Here is a 13,108-nt window from a genome sequence, read left to right as displayed (position 1 = left end):
TATTAAGCTGCTTTATCTGCTGGTTTAGTCTTCGACAACGGCTACACGTGGCGCAACCGCGCACATCAGCTCATAGCCTATCGTTCCGGCGGCATTCGCGACCTCATCGATCGGCACATGTTTCCCCCAGAGTTCAACCTTGCTGCCTACATGTGCACCGGGTACATCGGTAATATCCACGTTGAGCATGTCCATCGATACCCGACCGACAATTCGGGTGCGGATGCCATCGACCATGGCAGGGGTACCTGCCGGCGCATGACGTGGGTAGCCGTCGGCATAACCGCAGGCCACCACCCCGATGGTCATGGCCTTTTCAGCAACGAAACGGCTGCCGTAACCGATGGCATCTCCGGGCTTGATTGTTTGCATGCCAATAATTTCACTTTTAAGTGTCATGGCGGCTTGCAAGCCAAATTCGACAGCGGTCTTGCCGCCCGGGGTTGCGCCGTACAGCATGATTCCTGGTCGGACCCAGTCCGCCGCCACATCGGGATGACTCAATACCGCGGCGGAATTTGCAAGACTGCGTTCGCCGACCAGCCCTTGCGTCGCCGAATGAAAGCGCCTGACCTGTTCGGCAAGCGGCATATGCGCATTATTACTATCGTCCGCATTGGCGAAGTGCGTCATCAGTGTGATCTGCCTGACCTGCGGGATGGCTCTCAAGCGTCGGTAAGCGTCGTGCAGCTTTTCAGCCACAAAGCCGAGCCGGTTCATCCCACTGTTCATTTTCAGATGCACATGAACAGTTGATGGCAGCACTGCCTTGGCAAGCATATCGATTTGCTCACTGCAATGGATAGCAAACTGGATATCATGCATCGCCAGTTCGGGCAAATCGGACTCATCAAAGAATCCTTCCAGCAACAGAACCTGCTTGGTCCAGCCCATGTCGCGCAGTCGCAAGGCAGCATCGACTTCGATCAGTCCCAGACCGTCCGCCTGCGAGAATGCGCGCATGCCGCGAGCTAGTCCATGGCCATAGGCATTCGCTTTGACGATGGCCCATACCTTGGATTGCGGCGCGGCGTTTCGAGCGACGGAAAGATTGTGACGCAATGCTGAGGAATGAATAGTTGCGACAAGCGGTCTAGGCATATATGTAATCAACGGAAACAAAATTGCACTACTGCGACGCCACATTTTACCGGAGGGCTTATTGACGCCGGTCATCAAATCCGCTTCTGGCCGATATTTTCATGGTATAAAGCAAGCCGGAGACATACGGGAAACACGGGTACACCTCAATATGCGGATGAATCGCGGTTTTTACACCATCATGGCGGCGCAATTTTTTTCATCGCTCGCCGACAATGCTCTCCTGATCGCAGCAATTGCACTCCTTACAAGTATGAAGGCTCCGGCATGGATGACGCCGATGCTGAAATTGTTTTTTGTGCTGTCATATGTATTGTTGGCCGCGTTCGTCGGCGCCTTTGCGGATTCGCTGCCAAAAGGTCGGGTCATGTTCGTGACCAACCTGATCAAGATCGTGGGTTGCGGCCTCATGTTCTTCCATGTCCATCCCCTTCTTGCCTATGCGGTCGTTGGTTTCGGCGCAGCGGCTTACTCGCCCGCCAAGTACGGCATCCTGACCGAGTTGCTGCCGCCTGAAAAACTGGTTGCTGCCAATGGATGGATCGAAGGCTTGACCGTTGTGTCGATCATCCTTGGCACCGTCATGGGCGGCGCCTTGGTCAATACACAAATTTCGGACGCCCTGCTTGCATTCGATTTTCCATTAGTCCATACCGGCATCGATACTGCAGCGGAAGCCGCACTGTCAGTCATCATGGTGACCTATTTCGTCGCCGCAGGCTTTAATCTGAAAATTCCCGATACTGGCGCACGCTATCCGCATCAGGAACGTAACCCCATCAAGCTGATTGTCGATTTTTCTGTCTGCTTTACCACGCTATGGAAAGACAAGCTCGGGCAGATTTCCCTGGCCGTCACCACTCTGTTCTGGGGCGCCGGAGCGACCTTGCAGTTTATCGTGCTGAAATGGGCTGAAAAATCCCTCAATATGCCGCTCGACAAGGCAGCAATTCTGCAGGGAGTGTTTGCCGTGGGTGTTGCTGTGGGCGCTACCGCTGCTGCACGCTTTGTGCCACTGAAGCGCTCACTCAGCGTCATGCCGCTCGGCGTTGCAATGGGCCTGATCGTGATCGCAATGACCCTGGTGCATTCCGTCTGGTTTGCTTATCCCTTGCTGATCCTGGTAGGTGTATTGTCTGGTTACTTTGTCGTACCAATGAACGCCTTGCTGCAACATCGTGGACACGTGCTGTTAAGTGCTGGACATTCGATCGCTGTACAAAACTTTAACGAGAACCTGTCTGTTCTCACCATGCTGATGCTGTATGCGCTGATGGTGAAGCTGAATCTCGACATCAACATCGTTATTGTGTTGTTCGGCCTCTTCGTCTCGGGCACCATGTTCCTCGCCATGCGCAAGCATGCGGCCAATCAGCGGGAGCATGACTCGCTCGCGCTGATTGGCGAGCACAAGCATTAGAGGGATTTCATATTAGTGTACTGTCGCCTCGGCTCGTTTTGACGCGCAGGGCAGCGTTGCTTGTCGCTTGTGTGGCCCGCCACACAGCGCTCCGCGCGCCTTGCCCTGCACGCCAAAACGAGCCGCTTCCCCGCACACCAATGTAAAATCCGCTCTAAGAAGACTTGTTGGCCCCTTTATAAGGGTCACGGTGAAAGCACAGAGTGTCGCTCAGGCCATCCGTCTGATACGCACTTCCGCCCGGCTTTGCCAGTCATCGGGCACGATAAACCCCCGATCCTTCTCCAGCAGCCACTTGCCTTGCGGGGTTAGCAAGGCGACCAGGACCGGCGATGCATTCCCTAAAAAATGTTCCTCAAGCACCTTACGTAATCCGGCACGGTCGAGTACCTTTTCCTCAGTTGCTTTCGCTGGGGCCAGCCAGGACAGTCTTGGCAGTACCAGGTAATGGACGGCATCGAGCTTTTCGACATCCTTGAGAGCGCACCAGAAACCCCGGCAATGCGCGGCAGAGATGCCTGGTGGATGCGCTGGCAAGGGTGTTCGCCCCTGATAGAACAGCCACCCTTTTACCAGAGCCTGGGCGGCTGCGATCGGTAACGGCAGATGGGCCTGCGCAGCGGGATGCTGTGACAATGCCAACTGCTGGTCCATGATTTTGCGCACTTTTGCGCCCAGGGTATCGGCAAGGTTGGGACCGACAAAATAGTCGGCCTGCTGGCCGTGTCCATTGGCTTCAAGCAGATACAGCTTGGTGGCAAATTCCCAATGTATCAGTGCATCGTCGCGACGCAGCAGGAAATCGAATTCGCCTATCGTATCGTTCTTGCCGGCACGTACTTGCACGCCGTGGGCGAACAGCAAATCGCAATGTGCAAGATAAAAGGCGACCAACTGTTCTGCATAGCGCCCAAGTCGCGCAAAAGGATGTTTGCCCAAATAGTCATGCAGAGGCTGAGGAGATTGGTCGAGCGTACTAAGCCACTGCGTAGTTGATACCTCGACAGGCCCGAAGCTGGCAACCCGCCCTTCCCACTCCCTTGCACCCGCATCGAGCAGGTCAGGCGCGTCCAGCAACCATGCCAGAGTGCGAACATGCTGGTCGTCAAGATGATTCCAGCGACGGTGAAACTGTTCCTGGTGGCTTTCAGGCCCTTGGGCCGACACGTCAGTCGGCGCCTGCATAGGTCTGCATGGCCAGGCTCAGGTCTTCCCAGGCTTTGCGTTTGTCGGGCATGTTGCGCAGCAGGTAGGCTGGGTGGTAAGTAACGATCAGAGGTCGGTCCGCATAGCGATGGACTTTTCCGCGCAGGCGCGATACCGGTGTGTCGGGATCCAGCCCAAGCAAGGTAAACGCGGCCGTCTTGCCAAGCGCCACCAGCACGGTTGGTTGAATCAATGCGATCTGGCGTTCCAGATAGGGAAGACAGGCTTCGGTTTCCTGCGCGGTGGGCGGCCGGTCCTTGCCACTGGCGTCGGTGGGGCGGCATTTAACAATGTTGGCAATGTAGGCATTCTGGCCACGCTGCAGACCGATGGCTCGCAGCATGTTGTCGAGCAGTTTGCCCGCCTGGCCGACGAAAGGCTCACCTTGCAGGTCCTCGTTGCGACCGGGCCCTTCGCCAATGAACAACCATTTTGCCTTTTCATCGCCGACGCCAAAAACGGTATGCGTTCGTCCCTGGCATAAATCGCATTTGACACAACCCGCGACACTGGCCTTGAGCTGTATCCAGTTCATCTGCGCCACTTCCGGTGCGGACGGTGCCTTGGGTGGCCCATCGAGTTGCACGTCGGTCCATGGCAGATCGTCCATGTTGACCGTTGGCGGCATCGCTATGGTCGGATCTGTGCGAGACTGGTCAGCCGTGGTTCCTGTATCGGATGAGTTTGCATTTGCTGAAGCGGCCGTGTCCTCGGCTCCTCCGACATGTGCATCGCGACGCGTCCAGAGTGGCCCAACACCCATTTCATCCAGAAAGACCGCACGGCGGCCCGCGTTACTGCTCATAAATGGAACCTCATGACGATGGCGTCTTCTCGCGTCCCGTTCGCGGCCGGATAGTAGCCTTTGCGCCGACCAATTTCAAGAAAGCCATAACGTTGGTAAACGGCCAGGGCGCGCTGGTTGGATGGTCTGACTTCAAGAAGGACAGATTGCATTCCGTTTTCCTGTGCGCGCTGGACCACCTTGTCGAGTTGCATGCGGCCCACGCCCTGACCATGCAGGTCGCGGCGCACACTGATGTTAAGCAGATGGGCTTCATCAACCGCCATCATCAGTAAAAAATAACCGGCGAGCGGACCGGACTCTTCACGCAAAGTCCAGGTTTCGTAACCGTTGTATAGCGAATCAAGAAAATTTCCACGTGTCCATGGATGTGGATAGACATCGTTTTCAATGGCCAGCACGTCGGGAATATCGTTCATCTGCATCGGCGCAAATCGCAGGCTGGATAAAGCGGGAGATTGCGCCGTCACCTTGTACACGGCACTCATGCGTGGACCTTTGCGGCACGTTCGGCCGTAGTCAGCGCAACCTTGTTGCGCAGGTAAACCGGCTGGGCATCGCGGGCATGGACGGCGTGCCCCATCGAAAATTCATGTTGAGCCAGCACCGCAATTTGGGCGGCGTGCGGCATGATGTCGCTGAGTCCGCTTGCCGCAAATGGCATGGCGGTGAATACGGAAGCATACGCGGCAAGCCCGTTCCCACAGGCTTGTACATTACCATTTTTGCTGTCAGGCGTAACGGCCGCGGCAGCCGATAGAGCAGGTGCAATGAGAGTCTTCCACCCGTTATCAAAGCGATACTGCGCCCAATAGACTTCTTCCATACGTGCATCCAGCAATACCAGCACGTCCGAAGCGCCTGTGGCATCGCGGCAGGCTTGGGCCATTGCTTGCAAGGTACTGACCGGAACAACAGGACGGTCCGCTCCGAAGGCCAAGCCTTGCGCAACGCCGCATGCGGTCCTGACTCCGGTAAACGATCCCGGTCCCGCGCCAAAGGCAATCGCGTCACATTGCGCCAGGGAAATTCCGGCTTCGGCCAAGATTCCCTGGACCATGGGCAGTACGGACTGGGAATGAGTTTGCACTCCGCTGGTATCGCGCGCAATGACCTCGCCCTGATACGACAAGGCCGCAGAGGCAAGTTCGGAAGATGTTTCGATGGCAAGAATAGTACGCATACGGTATTTTACCGCGCCAATGCTGCTAAAGAAGTGGCAAGTCGTGCCGATAACGGAACATCAGACAAAGGAAAATCCATGGACGTGTCCACGATCGCCAGTATTGCCACCACAATGTCGAGCACAGCAACAACGGATGCGGTCAGTGTTGCCGTGTTAAAAAAAGCGATGGATATCCAGTCAGACAACGCGTCTGCTCTGCTGGCAGCGATTCCTTCGGTCTCGAGCCAGAATCTGCCGCCGCATCTTGGCCAAAACGTCAACACAACTGCTTGAAGTAAGGAGCGCGAACTATCCCGCGAGCAGCGGCAGCGCGCTTCCCTTACAATAGCAACCGATTCCGACTTGCACTTGCTGCCCTGCTTCCATGTCCTGGACCGGCTTCACACTCGACAACAACAATCGCGCTCAACTGGCTGAATGGTTGGGACAGGACGCATGGGTCATCGCCTGCCTGTGCGCCGCCTGGTGCGACACTTGTCAGGCATACCGCGCCAGTTTTGAAAAGCTGGCTGCGCTGCATCCCGATAAACGTTTCGCCTGGATCGATATCGAGGATCAGTCCGATTTCATCGGCGATATCGACGTTGAAAACTTTCCTACCTTGCTAATGCAGAAAGGCGAGTCTGTCGCGTTTTTCGGCACGGTGCTACCCGATCTCAAGCTTGCTGACCGGCTCGTACGGTCACAGTCTGAAAAATCAGATGAACAACTGAAGGCAGAATCCATCGCCTCGCCGGAACGCCAGACATGGCAGCGTGTGTGCAATCTTCATGTCTTGCTGGATGCGGCCGCAAGCTAAACTAATCCAAGCGTCCACTGCCTCTTCTGTTTAGTCAGAGGCTCAGCGCATCGCTCATCGTATCTTTTACGCAAGCCGCAACGGCAGGCTGCGCAGGCGCTTCCCTGTCAGAATAAATACCGCATTCGCCACTGCAGGCGCGATGGGTGGCGTGCCAGGTTCGCCGACGCCTTCAGGTGGTTCGGCGCTCTTGATTACAATGGTCTCCACTTCGGGAGCCTGATTCATGCGCAGGACCGGATAGTGATGAAAATTCTGCTGCTCGACCTTTCCGTTCTTGATCGTCACCTCGCCAAATAGGGCTGCGCTCAACCCGAATATCACGCCAGACTCCATTTGCTGAGCAATGATGTTGGGGTTGACCGCAATGCCGCAGTCGATTGCGCACGTTACCTTGTGTACCTGGATCTCGCTGCCCTCGACCGAGACTTCGGCTACCTGGGCGACAATCGAACCGAAGGAGTGGTGCAGCGCGACGCCATGGGCACGACCCGCCGCCGGCTTTCCGGCACGTGCTACCGCTGCATCAAGCACGGCAACATGGCGCGGATGGCGTTTCAGCACGCCACGCCTGAATTCAACCGGATCCTTGCTCGCTGCATGGGCAAGTTCATCGACAAAACTCTCCTTGAAAAACGCATTATGCGAATGACCAACGGAGCGCCAGTAGCCAATCGGCACGGGCGTCGGCACAGTGACATGGGCGATGCTTTGATGGACGAACTCATACGGCATGTCGAATGCGCCTTCCGCCGTCGTCTTGTCCGGGCCGACACCTTTGAGGCCGAAGGTACGCGCCAAGACCTGATGCGTAATTGCGCCTGACGCAAGCTTGTTCTCATAGACGACGACATTTCCGGCATTGTCCAGCCCTGCGGCAAAGCGTGCTATCGCAGCCGGGCGGTAGACGTCATGCGTCATATCCTCTTCGCGACTCCAGATGACCTGAACGGGGGCACCGTCAGCCTGCATCGCGATAGCGACGGCTTGCGCGATCATGTCAACTTCAAGCCGGCGTCCGAAGCCGCCGCCGATGTAAGTGACATGCAGAACCACATTTGCATTGTCGACCTTGGCGACGGTAGCTGCGGTGCTGACGGCAAGACTGGGAACCTGCGTTGGCGCCCATAAGATGACCTTGCCATCCTTGACCTGTGCGGTGCAATTCATGGGTTCCATGGTTGCATGCGCAAGGAATGGCGCCTTGTACTCCGCTTTGAGATGGTTGACCGCGCGCGCCGGGTCTGGTGTGCCAGCCTGGTGATACATGAAGCCAGCTTCTGCATCGATATGTTTGGCCAACTGATCGAAAACAGCCTCGGTGCTCAGGTTGGCATTGGGTCCGTGGTTCCATGTGACCGGCAATGCTGCTGCCGCCTGCTTTGCCTGCCAGTATGTGTTTCCCAACACGGCAAGTCCGGCCATGCCGGAAAATGCCCCGGTAAAATCGATCACGGACACGACGCCAGGCATCGCCTTGACTGCATCCTTGTCGACACGCTGTATCGTGCCACCTATCGTCGGAGCCATCTTCACCGCCGCATAGAGCAGTCCTTCCGGCCTCGCATCGAGGCCGAAGCCTGCGCTGCCATTGACCTTGGCCGCTGAATCGCGACGCGGCTCGGACTTGCCGATCAGTTTGAATTCTTGCGGCTGCTTGAGCTGGATACCGGAAGGTGTACTGTCCACTGCTCTTTCCGCGAGTTCCGGGTAAGCGGCTCGCTTGCCGCTTGGGTGGCATACGGCACCAGCTTCGGTCGTACATTCGGCGGGCGACACCTTCCATTCCTTTGCGGCGGCGGCAATCAGCATGGCCCGTGCGGTCGCCCCAGCTTCACGCATCGGCATCCACATATCTTTAACCGAGGAGGAGCCACCGGTAATCATCAGGCCCAACTCACGTGCAGCCTTGCCGGTCAGCCAGCGTGTGGCCTCCTTAAAGGTGCCGGCGCCGTCGGGATGGAACGGCAATCCATCGGTGAGCACGGCCATGTTGCCAAAAATCTTGTCGATCGGCGCCTGTTCAATCCTGACCGTCGAGAGCGGGACGTCGAGTTCTTCGGCAACCAGCATCGGCAACACGGTAAACACCCCTTGCCCCATTTCGCACTGCGGCATGGCGACGGTAACACTGCCGTCACGGGCAATCCGTATCCAGCCGTTCAGCATGACCTCCCCATCCTTTGCGGGCAAGGGATGGGATATGTGCAGGCGCTGTCGCGCCGGCATGACGCCCCATCCGATCACCAATGCACCTGTGAGACCAAGACCACCAAGGATGAAACGTCGGCGGGATTTCCTTTTTGGTTCGGTTGAAGACATGTCTCCTCCGTATTTTGTTTTGCGGGCGTTGTGGCATGCTACGCGAAATGCGGTGATATTTCCGTTGCTGGTTCCCGAGACATTCCTCTATAAAAAAATGACCCAAAACTTTTTTCAATCCTTCATCATTCTTTTGCTTGTCACAGATCCTTTCGGCAACGTACCGCTGTTCGCCAGCGCGTTAGCACATGTGCCTCCGGAGCGGCGTGGCCGAGTCATCATGCGGGAATGCACGATTGCCTTCCTGCTTCTGCTGCTGTTCATGTTCTTCGGGCGGCATTTCCTGAATGCTCTGCAGCTGACCGATATCGCACTACGCATCGGTGGTGGGGTCATCCTGTTCCTGATTGCGTTGCGCATGGTGTTTCCGCAGCCCGGCGGGGTGTTCGGAGACGGAGATGAATCGGGCGAACCGTTTATTGTGCCATTGGCGATTCCGGCGCTGGCTGGGCCTTCTGCACTGGTTACGGTACTGCTGTTCTCTTCCAACAGTACCACCGAGACGATGTTGCACGTTGCCGTGCTGTCGGCCGTTGCAATCGTCTGGCTCGTCGTCCTGCTCAGTGCCGAACGTATGCAACGCGCTTTGGGACCAAGAGTGATGACGGCATTCGAGCGTCTGATGGGACTGATACTGACGGCGATGGCGGTGGAGATGCTGCTGGCCGGGATTCGGGCTTACGTCAAGTCTTTGTAAGGCGCGGACAAACGAAAAACAATGCGCAAGCGTGAATTGATAAAGGCAACTACAGGTTCACGCGTAGCCAGTTTGCAAGTTCTTCGTGCGTACACAAGTTTTGGGCGAACCGCGTGACGATGTGCTCCCAGGCGTCGCGCGGTGCCGTTACGGCCCACCCGTTCAATGCTAGGAAAAGCTCCATGGCCACCAGCGCCGCATGCGTATTGTCGTCCCGGAAAGGCTGGTGTTCGACGATGCCACGTGCATACGCTACTGTCATCGCGGCCACATCGGCTTTGCCTGATGCCGCAATGTGAGCCGGGTACAGCAGGGCCGCCTGGAGCCGGCTACTGTCGTATGCCGGCTCGGTGGCGACGTCGCCGACGTTATCCAGGTAAGCGATGAGCAAAGCCTCGGCGTCGATGGAGCGCAGGTTCATTTAGTCCTTTCATCATAAGCTTGCCAAGGACGCCCGACAGGCGATCAGAGGGTCTTGTAGAAATAAAACGCGGTAAGCGCAAAGCCAATAGCGATGATAAAACGACGCAACCAGAGCGCAGGAATCTTGCGGGCGATGGTCGCGCCCCAATAGCCGCCCAGGGTCGCCGTGATTAGCATGATGAGAGTGTAAGGCCAGCTGACGGCTCCTGCGATGACAAAGGTCAGAACCGTAACGCTGTAAATGACCGCCGACAAGAGATTCTTGATCGCGTTGATTTCATGAACATCATCGTGCCCTGCCATTGCCAGGCTGGCGAGCATCAGGATGCCCATGCCGGCACCGAAGAAACCACCATACACAGAGACGACCGCTTGCCCAGCAAGTGCGGTCACGCTGTTGTTTGGTTTGCCGGATTCAGGTCCGCGCAGCCATGCGGAGATTTTTCCGGAAAACGCGAACAGCACTGTCGCAAACAGCAGGAGCCAAGGGATTAATTTAGAAAACATTGCATCTTTGGTAGCCAGCAATAGCAAGCCGCCGCAAATGCCGCCGATGAGGGATACGATGCCCATAGGAATCAGGTAACGCTTATAGCGGGACAATTCGCGGCGATATGCCCATGCTCCTGAGAGACTGGCCGGCCAGAGCGCCACCGAATTACTGGCGTTTGCCGCAACTGGCGGCACGCCTGCAGCCAGGAGTGCCGGAAACGAGAAGAAAGTGCCGCCGCCGGCCACCGAGTTCATTGCACCTGCACAGAATGCAGCTATTCCTACCATTGCGATTTGCCAGGCGCTCATGGATTGTTTTCCTTATTGTTAAGATTGTTGTTACTGGTGTCGCCGTTATCACTATCGCGACCGTTATGCTCGTTCAGAGCGTTATGTCCGTTATGTGCGGTTGTATATGAATTGAAGCAGGCACGTCATGTCGGTACCGGTCGCGTCCGGCGTGACGTCCAGTTCTTCGAGCGGGGCGTGGCTGCGGTTAACCCAGAAGGTCGTGTAGCCAAACCAGGTGGCAGCACAGGCATCCCAGCAATTGCTGGACACGAAGAGAATATTTTTTGCGGGCAGGCCGAATATATCCTGAGCCAGTTGATACGCTTCAGGTGCCGTCTTGAATTTTTTTACAGCGTCGACGGACAAGACATGACTGAAGCAGCTGCGCATGCCAGCGGCTTCAACAGCCGATTCAAGCATGTGCGGATTGCCATTGGACAGCACCGCCATCTTCAAGCCCATTTCCTTCAGTTTCCGCAGTACCCCCAGGTTCTCTGGAAAAGACTGTAGTTTTGCGTACTGACCCATTAACCGGTTCTGTGCATCCAGCGTCAGCTCGAGTCCGAGTCTCCGACAGGTGAACACAAGGGCATCCTGTGTTACTTCCCAAAATGGCTTGTACGTCGAGCACAAGGTTCGCAAGCGCGTGTATTCAAGTTGCTTTTCTCGCCACAAATCGGCCAGTTGTGCCCCCTGCCCTGGAAAAATTCTCTCCGCGAGTTCGCCAATCGAATAGACGTCGAAAAGTGTCCCATACGCATCGAAAGCAATAGCTTGTATCATCTTGATGAAATGCAGTCTTCTATAAGACCCCAAGTATATTCAATAAAAATCCATATAAACCAGAACAATAATCACTTTATTATTGCGCTTTAGTTTAAACCGCCCTAGTTTCTCGCCATGGATCAATTCAAACAGATTTCGACCTTTGTCGATGTCGCCGCCAAAGGCAGTTTGTCGGCTGCTGCGCGCGCCGAAGGTATTGCTCCTGCGATGATAGGACGTCGCCTGGATGCGCTCGAGGAACGACTTGGCGTCAAGTTGTTACAGCGAAGCACGCGGAAGATTGCATTAACCAATGAAGGCGTTGCATTCCTTGAGGATTGCCAAAAGATTCTCGCCGATCTTGAAAATGCGGAATCGGCCGTGTCGGAACGAAGTGCACGGGCCAGTGGACATTTATTGATTTCTGCACCTGCCGGATTTGGCCGACAACATGTTGCCCCATTGATCCCTTCATTTCTGGCGGAGCATCGCGATGTCTCGGTTACGCTGAACCTGAATGATCGGGTGGTGGATCTGATCGGCGAAGGGATTGACGTCGCAATTCGTATCGCAGCATTGTCGGATTCCAACCTGATCGGGGTAAAACTGGCAGACAACAAACGCGTCGTCGTGGCATCGCCCGCCTATCTGAAACGCCATGGTACGCCGATGTCACTGGACGACCTTGCGCGCCACAATTGCCTGGCGATGAGCAGCGAAGGCAGTCAGCGAGGATGGACTTTCCGACAGAATGGAAAAAACGTTACTTTGAAAGTGGTCGGCAACATGGTGTGCAATGATGGTGCCGTGTTGCATGAATGGGCGCTTTCCGGGAAAGGTCTGGCGTGGCGCTCAATGTGGGAAGTTGGTGGCGCAATCGAAGCCGGCCAATTGGTGACAATTCTTGATGAGTATGCGGCGCCTGGCAACGATATTTACGCGGTATTTGCCCAGCGACGTCACTTACCCTTACGGATACGCGCTTTTGTCGACTTCCTACGCCATGCCTATGCGCAAACCGACTATTGGCGGAAAGTGTGAGTTGTAGATAAGACTCAACTCATTTTTGTTGGGACCCGAATTTGTGGGGATGGAGCACTACAGCGTTCGCTCTGACTGGACTGTCGATGCCGGATACTTTACCTGTGGCACCGCGTCGTCGCGGCAGCGCCTTGTTCCACAAACATATCGCCTTGGCCTCGCCTGACTCAGTCAGGGTAAAAGCGTTCGTTCCAGCATTGCGAATGAAGCAAGCAATAGAAGTAAGAGGCGAAAAAAATCCCCGGCAAGCCGGGGATTTTTTAGAGCGTAAGATTCAGCTTATTGCGGCTGGATCTTGGAAGCCTGCTTGCCCTTCGGGCCAGTCGTGACTTCGAACGAAACGCGCTGATTTTCTTTGAGCGACTTGAAGCCATTGGATTCGATCGCGGAGAAGTGCGCGAACAGATCTTCACCACCTTCGTCCGGAGTGATGAAACCAAAACCTTTAGCGTCGTTGAACCATTTTACAGTGCCTGTTGCCATTACTTACATTTCCTATCAGTGAATTGGGCATATGCCCGGTAGAACCTTTGAAGCAAGAAAGAAATGACAGACAAATA

15 protein-coding genes are annotated in these 13,108 nt (G+C 55.7%); 5 read left to right on the top strand and 10 right to left on the bottom strand.

Annotated elements, in window-relative coordinates:
- Positions 1-24 precede the first annotated feature (24 nt).
- Positions 25-1,101: an alanine racemase gene (gene alr / locus ACFQUU_RS04535; protein WP_382243268.1), complete on the bottom strand. Its 1,077-nt coding sequence runs from the start codon at positions 1,099-1,101 to the stop codon at positions 25-27.
- A 157-nt stretch (positions 1,102-1,258) separates the two neighbouring features.
- Here alr and lplT point away from each other — a divergent pair, with 157 nt between their 5' ends.
- Entirely contained in the window at positions 1,259-2,521 is a 1,263-nt protein-coding gene (gene lplT / locus ACFQUU_RS04530) for a lysophospholipid transporter LplT (protein ID WP_382243265.1), read from the top strand.
- Between the two features lie 210 nt (positions 2,522-2,731).
- Here the strand turns inward: lplT and ACFQUU_RS04525 are convergent, their stop codons facing one another.
- Genes ACFQUU_RS04525 through tsaB form a run of 4 tightly spaced genes read right to left on the bottom strand, consistent with a single transcriptional unit; the run spans position 2,732 to position 5,715 of the window.
- Positions 2,732-3,706, bottom strand: a complete 975-nt coding sequence (locus ACFQUU_RS04525; protein ID WP_382243263.1) for a DUF1853 family protein — start codon at positions 3,704-3,706, stop codon at positions 2,732-2,734.
- Positions 3,690-4,532, bottom strand: coding sequence for a uracil-DNA glycosylase family protein (locus ACFQUU_RS04520; protein WP_382243261.1), 843 nt, complete (start codon positions 4,530-4,532; stop codon positions 3,690-3,692). The genes ACFQUU_RS04525 and ACFQUU_RS04520 overlap by 17 nt, the downstream gene beginning before the upstream one ends.
- Entirely contained in the window at positions 4,529-5,020 is a 492-nt protein-coding gene (rimI, locus tag ACFQUU_RS04515; RefSeq protein ID WP_382243258.1) for a ribosomal protein S18-alanine N-acetyltransferase, read from the bottom strand. The genes ACFQUU_RS04520 and rimI overlap by 4 nt, the downstream gene beginning before the upstream one ends.
- Positions 5,017-5,715, bottom strand: a complete 699-nt coding sequence (gene tsaB / locus ACFQUU_RS04510) for a tRNA (adenosine(37)-N6)-threonylcarbamoyltransferase complex dimerization subunit type 1 TsaB (RefSeq protein ID WP_382243255.1) — start codon at positions 5,713-5,715, stop codon at positions 5,017-5,019. The genes rimI and tsaB overlap by 4 nt, the downstream gene beginning before the upstream one ends.
- 78 nt (positions 5,716-5,793) lie before the next feature.
- Here tsaB and ACFQUU_RS04505 point away from each other — a divergent pair, with 78 nt between their 5' ends.
- Both ACFQUU_RS04505 and ACFQUU_RS04500 read left to right on the top strand, forming a co-directional pair.
- On the top strand, positions 5,794-5,991 hold the full coding sequence (locus ACFQUU_RS04505; protein WP_382243252.1) for a YjfB family protein: 198 nt from the start codon (positions 5,794-5,796) through the stop codon (positions 5,989-5,991).
- Between the two features lie 91 nt (positions 5,992-6,082).
- A complete protein-coding gene (locus ACFQUU_RS04500; RefSeq protein ID WP_382243249.1) occupies positions 6,083-6,517 on the top strand; it encodes a thioredoxin family protein in 435 nt (144 codons plus the stop codon).
- 66 nt (positions 6,518-6,583) lie between these two features.
- Here ACFQUU_RS04500 and ACFQUU_RS04495 read toward each other — a convergent pair whose 3' ends face one another.
- Complete coding sequence (locus ACFQUU_RS04495) at positions 6,584-8,839, bottom strand: molybdopterin cofactor-binding domain-containing protein (RefSeq protein WP_382243246.1); 2,256 nt, start codon at positions 8,837-8,839, stop codon at positions 6,584-6,586.
- 97 nt (positions 8,840-8,936) lie between these two features.
- On the opposite strand from ACFQUU_RS04495, the gene ACFQUU_RS04490 reads away from it, so the two are divergent.
- Positions 8,937-9,536: a MarC family protein gene (locus tag ACFQUU_RS04490; RefSeq protein ID WP_382243244.1), complete on the top strand. Its 600-nt coding sequence runs from the start codon at positions 8,937-8,939 to the stop codon at positions 9,534-9,536.
- Between the two features lie 49 nt (positions 9,537-9,585).
- Here ACFQUU_RS04490 and ACFQUU_RS04485 read toward each other — a convergent pair whose 3' ends face one another.
- From ACFQUU_RS04485 to ACFQUU_RS04475, 3 genes are all read right to left on the bottom strand, one after another.
- Positions 9,586-9,957, bottom strand: coding sequence for a hypothetical protein (locus ACFQUU_RS04485; RefSeq protein WP_382243241.1), 372 nt, complete (start codon positions 9,955-9,957; stop codon positions 9,586-9,588).
- Positions 9,958-10,001: 44 nt separating this feature from the next.
- Complete coding sequence (locus tag ACFQUU_RS04480; protein WP_382243239.1) at positions 10,002-10,760, bottom strand: sulfite exporter TauE/SafE family protein; 759 nt, start codon at positions 10,758-10,760, stop codon at positions 10,002-10,004.
- Between the two features lie 90 nt (positions 10,761-10,850).
- The gene (locus ACFQUU_RS04475; protein WP_382243390.1) at positions 10,851-11,531 is read right to left on the bottom strand and encodes a haloacid dehalogenase type II; all 681 of its coding nucleotides are present in this window, start codon (positions 11,529-11,531) and stop codon (positions 10,851-10,853) included.
- Between the two features lie 111 nt (positions 11,532-11,642).
- On the opposite strand from ACFQUU_RS04475, the gene ACFQUU_RS04470 reads away from it, so the two are divergent.
- The gene (locus ACFQUU_RS04470; protein WP_382243236.1) at positions 11,643-12,548 is read left to right on the top strand and encodes a LysR family transcriptional regulator; all 906 of its coding nucleotides are present in this window, start codon (positions 11,643-11,645) and stop codon (positions 12,546-12,548) included.
- Between the two features lie 279 nt (positions 12,549-12,827).
- Here the strand turns inward: ACFQUU_RS04470 and ACFQUU_RS04465 are convergent, their stop codons facing one another.
- Positions 12,828-13,031, bottom strand: a complete 204-nt coding sequence (locus ACFQUU_RS04465; protein WP_057289375.1) for a cold-shock protein — start codon at positions 13,029-13,031, stop codon at positions 12,828-12,830.
- Between the last annotated feature and the right edge of the window lie 77 nt (positions 13,032-13,108).

The sequence above is a fragment of the Herbaspirillum sp. GCM10030257 genome, assembly GCF_042666555.1.
Lineage (GTDB): Bacteria > Pseudomonadota > Gammaproteobacteria > Burkholderiales > Burkholderiaceae_D > Noviherbaspirillum.
The sequence above is the reverse complement of the archived record's forward strand: the minus strand, read 5'-3'. Positions and strand labels throughout refer to the sequence as shown.